This window comes from Rathayibacter sp. AY1D1 (assembly GCF_002932635.1).
GTDB lineage: Bacteria > Actinomycetota > Actinomycetes > Actinomycetales > Microbacteriaceae > Rathayibacter.
Map to the genome: position 1 here is coordinate 150,479 of NZ_PSVY01000003.1, position 13,865 is coordinate 164,343.

Sequence of the window (13,865 nt, forward strand, 5' to 3'; positions counted from 1 at the left end):
GGGCTCAGACCAGGGCGGCGCGGCGCACGACCTCCGCCGGCGGCACGAAGGCGCCCGCCCGCTCGACCTCGTGCACCAGGTCGACCAGCAGCTGGTTGACCGGTGCCTCGCGCCCGCCGCGGTGAGCGGTGCGGACCACGGCCCCGGCCAGGTGGTCGATCTCGCTCGGCACTCCGCGGCGGACGCTCTGCAGCGTCGACCCGGGGTTCGGCACCTCGCCCATCCGCGCGGCCATCCGGCGGGGGAGCAGCTCGACCAGGGGCAGGGGAGCGGCGGCCAGGGCGCGGACGGACGTGTTCGAGAGTCCCTGCAGCGAGCCGAAGCGGACGCCCGACGCGAGGCCCGTCCGGGCGGCCTCGCGCATCGACCGGGCGAGGACGCGCCGCAGCCCCGGATCGTCGATCGTCTCCTGGACCGAGAGCCCGGTGATCGCGGGCAGGGCGTTGACCTCGTTGATCAGCAGCTTCGTCCACTGCGCTCCGGTGAAGTCGTCGGTGACGGCGGTGGGGACCGCCTCGCCGAGCACGGCGGCGGCCCGTCGGACGTCGTCGTCGGCCGGGCGGCCGGGGACGCCGAGCGTGGTCGTGGCAGGAGCCGTGACGGTGACCCGGCCGGGTTCGAGGTGGCTCGCGGCGAAGAGGGCGAGAGCACCCACGAGCCGGGCGTCGCGCACCTGCCGGGCCGCCGCGGTGAGTCCGTCCAGTCCGTTCTGGACGACGACGACGAGAGTGCCGTCGACCGTGCGGCGGTTGGTGCGCAGCGCGTCCTCGGCGTCCTGCGCTTTCGTGCAGACGAAGGCGAGATCGGGCACGAGGTCGAGGGACTCGCCGCAGCGGACCCAGGCGGTGTGCTCGCCCCACGCCCCGTCGAGCCGGATCCCCGACCGGCGGATCGCGGTGAGGTGGTCGCCTCGGGCGGTGACCTCGACGTCGTGCCCGGCGCGGTCGAGAAGGGCGGCGATGGTGCCGCCGACGGCGCCTGCTCCGAGTACTGCGATCCTCATCCGGACAGCCTAGGACGGGCGGGCGAGGGCTCCGGCTCCACCCCGGGGGTACTCCCGATCCGTCCGTGTATCCTCGCACCCGTGCTCGAGACCCCCGCCCCGGCTCCGAACGGGATCCTCCTGCTGGACAAGCCCGGCGGCATCACCAGCCACGACCTCGTCTCGCGGACCCGCCGCCGCGCGGGGACCCGCAAGGTCGGCCACGCGGGGACGCTCGATCCGATGGCGACCGGGCTGATGATCCTCGGTCTCGGCCCCTCGACGCGCCTGCTCACCTACCTCGTCGGCCTCGACAAGCAGTACGAGGCGACGATCCGGCTGGGCTCCTCCACCACCACCGACGACCAGGAGGGCGAGGTGCTCGCCTCGGCGGAGCCCGCCCTCGTCGCGGCCCTCGCCCCGGAGTCGGTGTCCGACGCGATCGCGGCCCTCACCGGAGCGATCGAGCAGGTCCCGAGCACGGTCAGCGCGATCAAGGTGGACGGCCGCCGCGCCTACGCCCGCGCCCGCGACGGCGAGGAGGTCGTGCTCGCCTCCCGCCCCGTGACCGTCTCGGAGTTCGCCGTCCTGGCGAGCCGCCCGGTCGAGGGGTTCCTCGACCTGGACGTGCGCGTCACCTGCTCCTCCGGCACCTACATCCGCGCGCTCGCCCGCGACCTGGGCGCGTCCCTCGGAGTCGGCGGCCACCTGACCGCGCTGCGGCGCACCGCGGTCGGCCCCTTCTCCGTGGCGCAGGCCGGCGAGATCGACGAGCTCGACGTCCCCGCCGCGCTCCTGCCGCCGACGCTGGTGGCGGGCGAGCTGTTCCCCCTGCTGCGCCTCGACGCCCAGGAGGCGGGCGATCTCGCGAACGGCAAGCGCATCCCGGCCCCGGAGGCGGTGGCGGGCGCGAAGGGCCTCCTCGCCGCGGTCGGCCCGGGGGAGCGGCTGATCGGCCTCGCCGAGCGGCGCGGCACCCAGCTCAAGAGCGTCGTCAACTTCCCGACCGAGGACCTGCGGACGGCCGCCTCGTGATCGAGTGGTTCACGATCCTCCAGGTGGGGATCGCCGTCGCGGCCGGCCTGCTCTGCCTCGTGCTCGGGCTGCTCGCCCGCCGTCCCTCGGACGTCTCGGTCGGCGCGACGGCGATCGTCGAGCTGCTGCTGATCGTCCAGCTGGCGGTCGCGATCGTGTCGCCGCTGGTCGGCAACCGCCCGTCGGGGAGCCTGCCGGAGTACTACATCTACCTGATCTCGGCGCTGCTCCTGCCGCTCGCGGCCGGGTTCTGGGCGCTCATCGAGCGGAGCCGCTGGAGCACCGTGATCCTGGGCGTCGCCTGCCTCTCGATCGCGGTCATGGTCTACCGGATGCACCAGATCTGGTTCTTCCAGAGCGCCTGATCGGGCCCGCCACCGGGCCCGGCCCGGCGAGCGCCTAGCATGGACGTGCGATGTCGAAACCAGCCAGCGATGCGTCCGGACGGGCCGCTCACGACCCCTCAGTCCCCTCGGCCCCCGGGAGCGGCGAGCCGACCCGTTCCGCCCGCTCGCGCGGGATCGGCAGCCTCCTGGTCGTGGTCTACGGGATCCTCGCGCTCGCCGCGACGGGGCGCTCCGTCTTCCAGATCATCGACCGGTTCGACGAGGCGCCGCTGGCGTTCTCGCTCTCGGCGCTCTCGGCCGTCGTGTACATCGTCGCGACGGTCGCCCTGATCGTCCCGGGCCGCGCCTGGCAGCGCGTCGCGTGGGTGACGATCACCTTCGAGCTGGTGGGCGTGCTCGTGGTCGGCGCGCTCAGCCTCCTCGCTCCGCAGCTCCTCGGGCTCGCGAGCGCCGACCCGTTCGGGCGCCAGTCGACGGTGTGGGCGGCCTTCGGCGCCGGCTACCTGCTCATCCCGCTCGTCCTGCCCGTGCTCGGCCTCTGGTGGCTCCGCGTGCAGGGGCGGCGCACGCCCCGGGCGGCCGCCTGATGCGCGTCGAGACCCGCCCCGGCGACCTGGCCGGGATCGGACCCTCCGCCGTCACGATCGGCAAGTTCGACGGCGTCCACTCCGGGCACCGGGCCGTCATCGGCCGGCTGCACGAGCGGGCCCGCGAGCAGGGGCTCGCCGCCGTCGTCGTCACCTTCGACCGCAATCCGCTCAGCGTGATCGCGCCGGAGAAGTGCCCGCCCGTCCTGGTCGGCAACGAGCAGAAGCTCGAGCTCCTCGCCGGGACCGGCGTGGACGCGACCCTGCTGCTCACCTTCGACGAGGCGTTCCGGGCGCTCTCGCCCGAGCAGTTCGTCGAGCAGGTGCTGGTGGAGGCACTCGAGGCCCGCGTGGTCCTCGTCGGCTCCGACTTCCGCTTCGGCGCCCGGGGAGCGGGCGACGTCGACCTGCTGCGCGTGCTCGGCGGGCAGCACGGATTCGAGGTGGAGCTGATCGACGACGTGCGGCCCGAGGACGGGCGCCGCGTCTCCTCCACCTGGATCCGCGAGCTGCTGGCCGAGGGCGACGTGGAGCACGCGACGCGCCTGCTCGGGCACGAGCCCGTCGTCCGCGGCGTGGTCGTGCACGGAGCGAAGCGCGGCCGCGAGCTGGGCTTCCCGACCGCGAACCTCTCGCCGCAGTCGCAGGGCCTGATCCCGGCCGACGGCGTCTACGCGGGCCGGCTCACCACCGACGGCGTCACGCATCCCGCCGCGATCTCGGTCGGCAGCAACCCGACCTTCGTCGGAGTGCCGCCCAAGCAGGTCGAGGCGTACGTGCTCGATCAGACGCTCGACACCCTCGACCTCTACGACCGCGTGGTCGACGTGGCGTTCGTCGGCCGGATCCGCGGCCAGGTCGCCTACGAGGGCGTCGAGCCCCTCATCCGCCAGATGAACCACGACGTGGTGCAGGTCCGCGAGGTCCTCGGCATCGACTGAGCGGGATGCCGGGCGCCGCCTAGCAGGGGCCGCGGGCCCGCACCAGCGGGAGAGGTCCCGGGGCCATCGGCGTACCGTGGCCGCATGAGCGAAACCCCCTCCGACTCGGCGCGCCCCCTCGCGCTCGTCACCGGCGCGACCGGCTACATCGGCGGCCGGCTGACGCCGCGCCTCCTCGAGGCGGGCTTCCGGGTGCGTGTCCTGGTGCGCGACCCGCGCAAGCTGGTCGACGTGCCGTGGGCGGAGGAGGTCGAGGTCGCCCAGGGCGATCTCGGCGATCCGGAGTCGCTGGAGGCCGCGGTCGGGGGCGTCGACGTCCTCTACTACCTCGTCCACTCGATGGGCTCGGGCAACGACCACGCCCACTTCGAGGAGGTCGAGAGCCGCGCCGCGCAGAACGTCGCCACGGCCGCGAGGTCGGCCGGCGTCGGCCGCATCGTCTACCTCGGCGGCCTGCACCCCGAGGGCCAGGAGCTCTCGAAGCACCTCCGCTCGCGCGCGGAGGTGGGCCGGATCCTGATGGAGTCGGGAGTGCCGACGATCGCCCTGCAGGCGGGCGTGATCATCGGCTCCGGGTCGACCTCGTTCGAGATGGTGCGCCACCTCACCGACGTGCTGCCGTACATGCCCGCGCCGCAGTGGGTGCGCAACTTCATCCAGCCGATCGCCGTGCGCGACGTGCTGCACTACCTGATCGGCTCCGCGTCGCTCGAGGACGCCGCGCTCAACCGCACCTTCGACATCGGCGGGCCCGACGTGCTCCGCTACGGCCAGATGATGAACGGCTACGCGGTCGAGGCCGGGCTCCCGCAGCGGCCGATCGCGTCCCTGCCGGTGTTCACCCCGTGGCTGGCCTCGCAGTGGGTCAACCTGGTCACGCCGATCCCGCGCTCGCTCGCGGTGCCCATCATCGCCTCGCTGCAGTACGACTGCGTCGTGCACGAGCAGGACATCCGCGCGCTCATCCCCGACCCCGAGGGCGGGCTGACCTCCTACCGCCGCGCCGTCCGGCTCGCGCTGGGAAAGATGCAGGCGGGCGAGATCGAGACGAGCTGGCAGAACGCGGAGGTCGTCGGCGCTCCCAGCGATCCGCTGCCGAGCGACCCGGAGTGGGCCGGCCACACGGTCTACGTGGACCTCAAGGAGCGCCGCACCCAGGCCGACCCGGCCAAGCTCTGGCGCGTCATCGAGGGCATCGGCGGCACCAACGGCTGGTACTCCTTCCCGCTCGCGTGGGTGATCCGCGGCTGGATGGACCGCCTCGTCGGGGGAGTAGGCCTGCAGCGCGGGCGCCGCGACTCCGCGCGCCTGCACGCCGGCGACGCCCTCGACTTCTGGCGCGTCGAGGAGATCGAGCGGCCGAAGCTCCTGCGCCTGCGCGCCGAGATGAAGGTGCCCGGCGGGGCCTGGCTCGAGATGCGCGCCGAGCCCTCCGGAGACGGCGGCTCGGTCTACACGCAGCGCGCGGTGTTCTTCCCGCAGGGCCTCGCGGGCAGGCTCTACTGGTTCGCGATCCTGCCCTTCCACGGCATCATCTTCAACGGCATGGCCAACCGCATCACGGCCACCGCGGCCGACCTGCCGGACTCCGGCGACGAGCGCTCCCCTGGCGGGCGCCGGGTGCAGCGGTGACAATGGAGGGGTCCGGCGGCGGCGAGGCCGCCCGGGACGCCGACGAGAGGAGCACGATGAGCGAACGGTCGAGTACGGACGCGGGGCGCGGACTCCAGCTGGGGAAGGTCCTCTTCATTGGGGACAGCATCATCCAGTCGGGAGCCTGGGGCGAGTGGCTGACGGAGTCGACGGTCGTCGACGAGGGAGTCGGAGGGGCCACCACGGCGGACGTCGTCGCGCGGCTCGCCGAGCTGGTCGCGCAGGAGCCGGACACGGTGGTGCTGCTGATCGGCACCAACGACCTCGCCTGGCACCGCACGACGGAGCACGTCGTGCGCAACATCGAGACGATCGTCGCGACGTTCCGGCGCGACCTCCCGGACGTGCGCATCCTGGTGACCTCGGTCCTGCCGCGCGGACACGAGTTCGCGCCGCAGATCCGCGAGATCAACCGCCACCTGTGGCAGTTCGCGCCCACGGCGCACGCGGGCTACCTCGACCTGTGGCCGGTGCTCGCGGGCGAGGACGGCGGGCTGCTCGAGCAGTACTCGCCGGACGGCCTGCACCTCAACGAGGACGGCTACCGCGCCTGGCGCGAGGCACTGGGCCCGGCGCTCGAGGCGGTCGTGCGGATGCCTCCGCGGACCCGCCCGATCACGCTGCCCTACGACGAGTTCGCGCGGCCGAAGACGGCCTAGCGCAGCACCGTGGAGGGGGAGTCGACCGCAGGGTCGGCTCCCCTTCCGTCATTCCGCGGCCAGGGCGGCCTCGAAGGCCGCGAGGGCGTCCGCGGAGAAGAGGACGAACCGGACCTCGTCGAGTGCGCCGTCCGCGGTCGCCTCGCGGACCGTCTCCACCGCGATGCGCGCCGCGTCGTCCATCGGCCAGCCGTAGACGCCCGCCGAGACGGCCGGGAAGGCGAGCGTCCGCGCACCGAGACCGACGGCGGTGCGCACCGACTCGCGGTAGGCCGAGGCGAGGACGGCGCTGCGGTCCTCCGACCGCGAGTGGACGGGACCGACGGTGTGCACGACCCAGCGGGCGGGGAGGCGGCCGGCGGTCGTGGCGACCGCGGAGCCGGCGGGGAGACCGTCCGGCAGCTCGGTCCCGCGGAGCCGGCGGCACTCGGCGAGGATCTCCGGTCCGCCCGCGCGGTGGATCGCGCCGTCGACGCCGCCGCCGCCGAGGAGCGACGAGTTCGCCGCGTTCACGATCGCGTCGACGTGCTCGCGGGTGAGGTCGCCGCGCACGGCTCTCAGGGTGGTCACGACTCCTCCTCCAGGCTTCGTCCGAGGGCAGCGATCGCCGCAGGTCCCACGCGGCAGCAGCCGCCGATCAGATCCGCTCCCGCCGCGCGCCAGGAGGCGACCAGCGCAGGGTCGAAGGCCGCGTCGCCTGCCCAGCGACGCTCGACGGCGTCCCACTCCTCGCCGCTGTTCGGGTACACGACGACCAGCTTGCCGGTGACGGAGCGGGCGATGCGGACCGCCTCGGCGACGTCGCCGGGCGGGCAGCAGTTCACTCCCACGCCGACGACCTTCTCGGAGGCGGCGGCGACGGCGAGCGCCTCGGCCAGGGGCTCGCCGGACGCGGTGCGGCCCGAACGACCGCTCACGCAGATCCAGGCGGGGACCGAGGAGCCCGCGAGGGCCTTCACGACGGCCCGCACCTCCCGCACCGACGGGATGGTCTCGACGGCGAGCAGGTCGGGCCCGGCCGCGGCCAGGGTCTCCAGGCGCGGGCGGTGCCAGGCGGCGAGCTCGCCGACGGTGAGGCCGTCGTCGCCGCGGTACTCGGAGCCGTCGCCGAGGCTCGCACCGAAAGGGCCGACGGAGGCGGCGACCCAGCCGCTCTGCGCGCGCCGGGCCAGGTCGACGCTCTCCCGGAGGGCGCGCTCCGCGAGGCCCGGGGCCAGGCCCGCGGCCGCGAATCCGCTCGCGGACACCTGGTAGCTCGCGGTCACCGCGACCCGGGCGCCCGCCTCGGCGAAGGCGCGGTGCGCGGCGACGACCCGGCCGGGCTCCTCCAGCAGGACCCGGGCGCTCCAGAGCGAGGAGTCCACCGCGGCGCCCTGCGCCTCCAGCTCCGTGCCCAGGCCCCCGTCGAGCAGCAGCGGGCGCACCCGCGCCGCGGCGACGAGGCCGGCGGTCACGAGCGGTTGTTGGAGAGCTCGAAGATCTTCACGAGCTCGGCGATCGCCGCCTCGCGGGCGTCTCCGCCCTCCTCGAACATCGCGGTGATGTGCGTGCGGAGGTGGTTCTCGACGATGAGCTTGTTGAGCGAGCCGAGCGACTTCTGGATCGCGAGGGACTGCGTGACGATGTCGACGCAGTAGTCCTCGTTCTCGATCATCCGCTCGAGGCCGCGCATCTGGCCGCCCAGGATCCGGGCACGGTGCAGCGAGCGCTTCTTGAGGTCCTCGATCACTCCTCCAGCCTACGCGCCGCAGGCGGTACCCGGGCGGGGTATGCGCGCCTACGATCGAGGGGTGAGCACCCGCAAGCCGTCCCGCGCGACCGCCGCCCGCTACCCCTCGCGCGACCGCGCCCGCATGGCGCTCGCGCCCGGGATCCTCGGCACGATCGTGCTGCTGGCCGGGCTCGCCCTCGTCGGCTCCGACGCCTACGACTTCATCCGCTACCCGGTCGCGATCCTCGCGGCGGTCATCGGCTGGTTCGCGATCCAGGCGCGCGCACTCCTCTGGCTGATCGGGCTCGTCCCGGTGCTCGTGCTGTGGAACCCGGTGCTGCCGTTCGCGTTCCCGGACGCGATCTGGTTCTCGCTGAGCCTCGCCGCGGTCGGCGTCTTCGTGGCGGCGGGTCTCGTGATCCGCGTCCCGACCCCGGAATGACGACGAGCGCGACCGTCCGCGCGTCTGAGCGCCGCCCGGACCGTCCCGAGGAGTAGACTGGCGCCGCACCCGCATGCCGGGGATGCTGCGACCGGGTCCCAGACCCGTTGCTCGGAGCTCCCGACGGCCACCGGATGCACCGACGCCCGACGCCTCCCCGGAGGCGATCCGGCGGATGCACGGCGACGGCAGCGCGCGGGAACCCCTCCTCCGCCCCCCGTCACACATCGAGGAGGAGCATGGCTCGCAGCGGCCAGCGTCAGTCCGGTCAGACGCGACGAGCGTCGAACGCCGCCGGGAGCCGACCCCGATCGCGCTCGCGCGGCGTGGACAACGCGGGGATCATCCCGATCCTCGCCCGCCGCGTCCGCGAGGTGGAGGCGAAGGCCCAGACCGGCAAGGTCGGGCCGACCAACCGGACGAAGTTCCTGGTGATCGCCCTCCTGATGCGCGAGGAGCGCAAGCGGGTCAAGGTCGATCCCTCGCTCAGCGACGCGCAGCGCGCCGAGGAGATGAAGCGCCTCGACGGCATCGCCACGATCCTGGCCAAGACGGCCGCCCGCGACACCAGCCTGATCGCGCTGCTCGAATCGGAGGCCGGCGTCACGGCGGCCGCGCAGAAGCTCCGCCGCGACTGGCTGCTCGAGGCGGGCGCGGAGCTCAGCCCCGACGAGCTGCTCATCGTGACCGAGCCGGAGCCCAAGCCCGAGGTGCCGGTCAACCAGGTCGTGCCGCAGTCGGTGCGCGCCCGCCAGCTGGCGAACCCCTTCCTCCCGCCGGACTTCTCGATCGCCGAGGCCTCGGCTCCGGCGCCGCGCCGCAGGCTCGACGACTGGGAGCTGCTCGGGCCGCTCTTCAAGGCGTTCGAGTACGGAGCGGGCGGACGGGCCGCGAGCATGGAGCTCCCGGAGCCGCCGAAGCTCGACCGGGTCTCGCCGCGCGGCCGCGAGCTGATGCCGCACCAGGCGCGCTTCATCGAGAGCGCCCGCGAGGGGCACCGCAGCTTCCTGCTCGCCGACGAGCCGGGTCTGGGCAAGACCGCGCAGAGCCTCCTCGCCGCCTCGGTGGTCGGGGCGTACCCGCTCCTCGCGGTGGTGCCGAACGTGGTCAAGATGAACTGGGCGCGCGAGGTGGAGCACTGGACGCCGCAGCGGCGCGCCACGGTCATCCACGGAGACGGCGGCACGCTCGACGCGTTCGCCGACGTGGTCATCGTCAACTACGACATCCTCGACCGGCACATCGGCTGGCTCGGGAGCCTGGGCTTCCGCGGCATGGTCGTCGACGAGGCGCACTTCATCAAGAACCTCCGCTCGCAGCGCTCGCAGAGCGTGCTCGCGCTGGCGTCGAGGATCCGCGAGACCACTCCGGGGCACGATCCGCTGATGATCGCGCTGACCGGCACCCCGCTGATCAACGACGTCGACGACTTCCGCGCCATCTGGCGCTTCCTCGGCTGGATCGACGAGACCAAGCCGGGACCGGAGCTGATGGGCCGCCTCGAGGAGACGGGCCTCACCCCCGCCGACACGGGCTTCTACCCGGAGGCGCGCGAGGCCGTGATCGACCTCGGCATCGTCCGGCGCAAGAAGATCGACGTCGCCGCCGACCTGCCGTCGAAGCGGATCGTCGATCTGCCCGTCGAGCTGGACGACGACCTCGGCCGCTCCATCCAGAAGGCCGAGCGCGAGCTCGGCGCCCGCATGCTGCAGCGCTTCAGGGCGGTCACCTCCTCGATCACGCACGAGCTCGACGACGACGAGCGCGAGCGGTTCATCCGCATCGTGGCGCAGAGCGAGCTCGAGGAGTCGAAGTCGGCCAAGACCGGTGAGAACGTCTTCACCATGGTGCGCCGGATCGGCCAGGCCAAGGCGGCGCTGGCCGCCGACTACGCCTCGCAGCTGGCCCGCTCGGTGGGCAAGGTCGTCTTCTTCGCGAAGCACATCGACGTGATGGACCAGGCGGAGGACACCTTCGAGAAGCGCGAGCTGACGTCCGTCTCCATCCGCGGCGACCAGACCGCGGCGTTCCGCCAGACGCAGATCGACGCCTTCAACGAGGACCCGGACGTCTCTGTCGCCGTCTGCTCGCTCACCGCGGCGGGAGTCGGCGTGAACCTGCAGGCGTCCTCCAACGTGGTGCTCGCCGAGCTGTCGTGGACCTCGGCCGAGCAGACGCAGGCGATCGACCGCGTGCACCGCATCGGCCAGGAGGAGCCGGTGACGGCGTGGAGGATCATCGCGGCGCACACGATCGACGCGAAGATCGCCGAGCTCATCGACGCCAAGGCCGGTCTCGCCGCCCGGGCGCTCGACGGCGCGGACGCTGAGACGGCCTCGGCCGACACGGTGCAGCTGGACGCCCTCATGCACGTCCTGCGCGAGGCGATCGGCTGAGCGCACCCGGCCGGGCCGGCTGAGAGCTCAGCCGGTCCGGGCGAGCGGTGCGGCGAAGAAGTCCTTCTCGAACGAGCTCGACCGCAGGAAAGCGTCCCTCATCGCGGCGCGCTCCCTCGGTGAGGCGTCGCGGGCGGCCTGCTCCGTGAACTCGATCGCCCGCTCGGTGGCCGTCGCGAAGACCGGGTCGCCGTACGTGAGCAGCCAGTCCGCGTAGGGGTGCTCGGGGTGCCCGGAGGCGGCGAGGCGCGACCCGACGTCGGCGTAGAGCCAGAAGCAGGGGAGCAGGGCGGCGACGATCTCGCCGTAGCCGCCGCCCGCGGCGACCGCGAGCAGGTGGTCGGTGTAGCCGCGGGTCACGGGCGCGGGAGTCGCGTCCCTGGTCCCGAGCCGGTCGCGGTGCAGCTGCGCCTCCGCCGCGAGGGCGGACGCCGAGCCCTCGGCCCAGAAGACCTGCTCGGCGGTGGTCGGCGCGCGCTGCGCCGCCACGGCCAGGACGCGGGCGTACTCGGTGAGGTAGAGAGCGTCCTGCTCGAGGTACCACTCGAAGTCCTCCCGCCCGAGGGAGCCGTCGCCGAGGGCCCGCACGAACGGGAGCGCGTCGATCTCGTCGCGGAGGGTCCGGGTCCGCTCCCAGACGTCCGCGCAGAACGCCGGAGGACGTTGCCGGTGGAAGTGGTCGATCGGGCCGTTGCCGGTGCCGACCTCGAGAGCGTCGGCGGCGCGCAGGGCGCCGGTCAGCCACTCCTTGGCCTCCGTCAGCGCCTCGACCAGGGCGTCGGAGGAGGTGTCGCGCCCGGCCAGGAGCGTCGCCATCGCGGACGAGAGCGAGCACCCGGTGCCGTGGGTGTTCGAGGTGGCGACGCGCTCGCCGGGGACCTCGCGCACGAGGCCGTCGGGGGTGACGATCGCGTCCGGGGTGGCGTGGCCGTCGAGGTGGCCGCCCTTCACCAGCACGGCGGCGTCGAGGGCGCGGGCGAGCATCGCCCCCTGCGCGAGCGCGGCCGGCCAGTCGGAGGCGGTCGGCTCTCCGGCCAGCACGCCCAGCTCGGGGAGGTTCGGCGTCACCAGGTCGGCGCGGCGGAGCAGGTCGCGCACGGCGTCCTCCGCCTCGGGAGCGAGCAGCAGGTGACCGCTGGTCGCGACCATCACCGGATCCACGACCACGACGGGCGGGCGGACCTCGTCGAGCCACTCGGCGACGACTCCGGCGTACTCGGCCGTGGCGAGCATCCCGATCTTCACCGCGTCGATCGTGACGTCGTCGCTCACCGCGTCGAGCTGCTCGCGGAGGAACGCGGCGGGCGGCAGGTGCACGGAGCGGACCCCGTGCGTGTTCTGCGCGACGAGCGCGGTGACGACCGCCATGCCGTAGCCGCCGAGCGCGCCGATCGACTTGAGGTCGGCCTGGATGCCGGCACCGCCGGTCGGATCGGTGCCGGCGATGCTGAGGACACGGGGGACGCGGGCGCCGGCGGTCATCGGTCCCACTCCGCTCGGATCAGGCGGGCGGCCGCCGCGGGGTCGGCGGCCGTGCAGAGCGCCGACACGACCGCGAGCCCGGCCGCACCGGCGAGGCGGAGTGGCCCCGCGTCCGCGGCTCCGACTCCGCCGATGGCGACGCAGGGCAGCGCCGCGGCCGCGGCGAGGGCGGCGAACCCGTCGACACCGAGGGGAGCGGGGTGGTCGGGCTTGGTCGCGGTGGGCCGGATGACGCCGACGCCGAGGTAGTCGACCGTCCCCGCGGGCAGGGCGCGGACGGCGGCGAGGTGCTCGGGGGTGTTCGCGGTGAGCCCGATCACCGCGTCGGGTCCGAGCAGCGAGCGGGCGGCGGTGACGGGGAGGTCGGACTGCCCGAGGTGGACGCCGTGGACGCGGGCGCCCGCGAGGCGGGCGGCGAAGGCGACGTCGACGCGGTCGTCGACCAGCAGGGTCGTGCGCTCGTCGAGGACGGCGGCGACGGCCCGGGTCAGGGCGACGAGCTCGGCGGCGGGGGCGTCGTGATCGCGGATCTGCACGGTCGTGACTCCGCCCCGGACGGCGGCGGCGACCACCGCGGGCACGCCGCGCGGGCCGCACTGGGCGGTGTCCGTGACGAGGTAGAGCGAGAGGTCGAGGCTCATGCGATCCGCGCCCCGGCCTCGGCGTCGGCCGGCTGGAGGGCAGCGAGGGCGTCGAGGAGGCCGACGGCGAAGGACCCGGGACCGCTGCTCGCGGCGGCGGCCCGCTCGGCGGCGAGGCCCCAGACCGCGGAAGCGCTGACGGCCGCGTCGAGCGGGCGGGCGCCCGCGCCGAGGAACGCCGCCATCACGGCGCCGAGCGCGCAGCCGCCGCCGGTCACGCGGGTCAGCAGCGGGTGGCCCCCCGTGACCCGGACGATCCGCTCGCCGTCGGTGACGAGGTCGACCGCTCCCGAGACGGCGACCACGCCGCCGGTGCGGCGGGCGAGGACGCGGGCGGAGTCGAGCGCCTGCTCGGCGGTGTCGACGGCGTCCACGCCGCGGCCGCCCGCACCGGCTCCCGCGAGGGCGAGGATCTCGGAGGCGTTGCCGCGGATGATCGCGGGCCGCGCCTCGAGCAGCTCCACCGCCAGAGCGGTGCGGACGGGCAGCGGGCCCACGGCGACCGGATCGAGCACCCACGGGGTGCCGGCGCGTCCGGCCGCGGCGACCGCCTCGCGAGCACCCTCGCGCTGCTCCGCTCCGGGCGTGCCGAGGTTGACGAGCACCGCGGAGGCGAGGCCCGCGAAGACGCCCGCCTCGCCGGGCAGGTCGCACATCGCCGGGCTGGCGCCGAGGGCCAGAAGGCTGTTGGCGGTGAAGCCGGTGACGACCGCGTTCGTGATGCACTGCACCAGGGGCCCGGCGGCGCGGAGCTCGGCGAGATCGCGACCCACGGACGCCGGGTCGGGCGCCGTGTCGGCGGGGAGGGTCGGGTGGACAGGCGTGCGAATGCTCATTCGCGACATCCCTTCGCTAGTACGAACTAGATCAGGTTCAACGGGTCTTCTCTCAGCCCTGGCGGGCACCCCGTGTCACTGCGCACGACCCTAGCAGCGGGCGCGGGCGCGCTCGCTGCTGCAGTGCGAGAGGAGGGAGCGGGCCGTCGCCGC

The 13,865-nt window shown here is 74.1% G+C and carries 15 protein-coding genes and 1 riboswitch; of the genes, 8 read left to right on the forward strand and 7 right to left on the reverse strand.

Features of this window, described 5'->3' with window-relative positions; translation table 11 throughout:
* Nucleotides 1-4: 4 nt before the first annotated feature.
* Nucleotides 5-1,003, reverse strand: a complete 999-nt coding sequence (locus tag C5C56_RS03660) for a ketopantoate reductase family protein (protein WP_104249600.1) — start codon at nucleotides 1,001-1,003, stop codon at nucleotides 5-7.
* 81 nt (nucleotides 1,004-1,084) lie between these two features.
* Here C5C56_RS03660 and truB point away from each other — a divergent pair, with 81 nt between their 5' ends.
* From truB to C5C56_RS03690, 6 genes are all read left to right on the forward strand, one after another.
* Complete coding sequence (gene truB / locus C5C56_RS03665; protein WP_104223057.1) at nucleotides 1,085-2,017, forward strand: tRNA pseudouridine(55) synthase TruB; 933 nt, start codon at nucleotides 1,085-1,087, stop codon at nucleotides 2,015-2,017.
* A complete protein-coding gene (locus tag C5C56_RS03670; RefSeq protein ID WP_104223058.1) occupies nucleotides 2,014-2,382 on the forward strand; it encodes a hypothetical protein in 369 nt (122 codons plus the stop codon). The genes truB and C5C56_RS03670 overlap by 4 nt, the downstream gene beginning before the upstream one ends.
* 50 nt (nucleotides 2,383-2,432) lie before the next feature.
* Nucleotides 2,433-2,951 (forward strand): hypothetical protein, encoded by a 519-nt coding sequence (locus C5C56_RS03675; protein WP_258064086.1) that lies wholly within the window; start codon nucleotides 2,433-2,435, stop codon nucleotides 2,949-2,951.
* Nucleotides 2,951-3,892, forward strand: coding sequence for a bifunctional riboflavin kinase/FAD synthetase (locus C5C56_RS03680; protein ID WP_104225670.1), 942 nt, complete (start codon nucleotides 2,951-2,953; stop codon nucleotides 3,890-3,892). Before C5C56_RS03675 ends, C5C56_RS03680 begins: the two co-directional genes overlap by 1 nt.
* A gap of 84 nt (nucleotides 3,893-3,976) precedes the next feature.
* A complete protein-coding gene (locus C5C56_RS03685; RefSeq protein ID WP_104319123.1) occupies nucleotides 3,977-5,524 on the forward strand; it encodes an SDR family oxidoreductase in 1,548 nt (515 codons plus the stop codon).
* Between the two features lie 56 nt (nucleotides 5,525-5,580).
* Nucleotides 5,581-6,204 carry a GDSL-type esterase/lipase family protein gene (locus C5C56_RS03690; protein WP_104268531.1) on the forward strand — a complete coding sequence of 208 codons (624 nt, stop codon included), beginning with the start codon at nucleotides 5,581-5,583 and terminating at the stop codon, nucleotides 6,202-6,204.
* Between the two features lie 48 nt (nucleotides 6,205-6,252).
* Here the strand turns inward: C5C56_RS03690 and C5C56_RS03695 are convergent, their stop codons facing one another.
* Genes C5C56_RS03695 through C5C56_RS03705 form a run of 3 tightly spaced genes read right to left on the reverse strand, consistent with a single transcriptional unit; the run spans nucleotide 6,253 to nucleotide 7,933 of the window.
* Nucleotides 6,253-6,774, reverse strand: coding sequence for an O-acetyl-ADP-ribose deacetylase (locus C5C56_RS03695; protein WP_104225600.1), 522 nt, complete (start codon nucleotides 6,772-6,774; stop codon nucleotides 6,253-6,255).
* Nucleotides 6,771-7,658, reverse strand: coding sequence for a homocysteine S-methyltransferase (gene mmuM, locus C5C56_RS03700; RefSeq protein ID WP_104319124.1), 888 nt, complete (start codon nucleotides 7,656-7,658; stop codon nucleotides 6,771-6,773). Before mmuM ends, C5C56_RS03695 begins: the two co-directional genes overlap by 4 nt.
* Nucleotides 7,655-7,933 carry a metal-sensitive transcriptional regulator gene (locus C5C56_RS03705; RefSeq protein ID WP_104223062.1) on the reverse strand — a complete coding sequence of 93 codons (279 nt, stop codon included), beginning with the start codon at nucleotides 7,931-7,933 and terminating at the stop codon, nucleotides 7,655-7,657. The genes mmuM and C5C56_RS03705 overlap by 4 nt, the downstream gene beginning before the upstream one ends.
* Nucleotides 7,934-7,994: 61 nt before the next feature.
* Between C5C56_RS03705 and C5C56_RS03710 the strand changes: the two genes are divergently transcribed.
* Both C5C56_RS03710 and C5C56_RS03715 read left to right on the forward strand, forming a co-directional pair.
* Nucleotides 7,995-8,357 carry a DUF6804 family protein gene (locus tag C5C56_RS03710; protein ID WP_258065561.1) on the forward strand — a complete coding sequence of 121 codons (363 nt, stop codon included), beginning with the start codon at nucleotides 7,995-7,997 and terminating at the stop codon, nucleotides 8,355-8,357.
* 239 nt (nucleotides 8,358-8,596) lie between these two features.
* Entirely contained in the window at nucleotides 8,597-10,753 is a 2,157-nt protein-coding gene (locus tag C5C56_RS03715; protein ID WP_104225603.1) for a DEAD/DEAH box helicase, read from the forward strand.
* Between the two features lie 27 nt (nucleotides 10,754-10,780).
* Here the strand turns inward: C5C56_RS03715 and thiD are convergent, their stop codons facing one another.
* The 3 genes from thiD to thiM all read right to left on the reverse strand — a co-directional run bounded on the left by thiD (nucleotide 10,781) and on the right by thiM (nucleotide 13,712).
* On the reverse strand, nucleotides 10,781-12,235 hold the full coding sequence (gene thiD, locus C5C56_RS03720; protein ID WP_104319126.1) for a bifunctional hydroxymethylpyrimidine kinase/phosphomethylpyrimidine kinase: 1,455 nt from the start codon (nucleotides 12,233-12,235) through the stop codon (nucleotides 10,781-10,783).
* Nucleotides 12,232-12,876 carry a thiamine phosphate synthase gene (gene thiE, locus C5C56_RS03725; RefSeq protein ID WP_104319127.1) on the reverse strand — a complete coding sequence of 215 codons (645 nt, stop codon included), beginning with the start codon at nucleotides 12,874-12,876 and terminating at the stop codon, nucleotides 12,232-12,234. The genes thiD and thiE overlap by 4 nt, the downstream gene beginning before the upstream one ends.
* Nucleotides 12,873-13,712 (reverse strand): hydroxyethylthiazole kinase, encoded by an 840-nt coding sequence (gene thiM, locus C5C56_RS03730; protein WP_104246561.1) that lies wholly within the window; start codon nucleotides 13,710-13,712, stop codon nucleotides 12,873-12,875. The genes thiE and thiM overlap by 4 nt, the downstream gene beginning before the upstream one ends.
* Nucleotides 13,704-13,795: riboswitch (TPP riboswitch) on the reverse strand. Its footprint overlaps the gene before it by 9 nt.
* Between the last annotated feature and the right edge of the window lie 70 nt (nucleotides 13,796-13,865).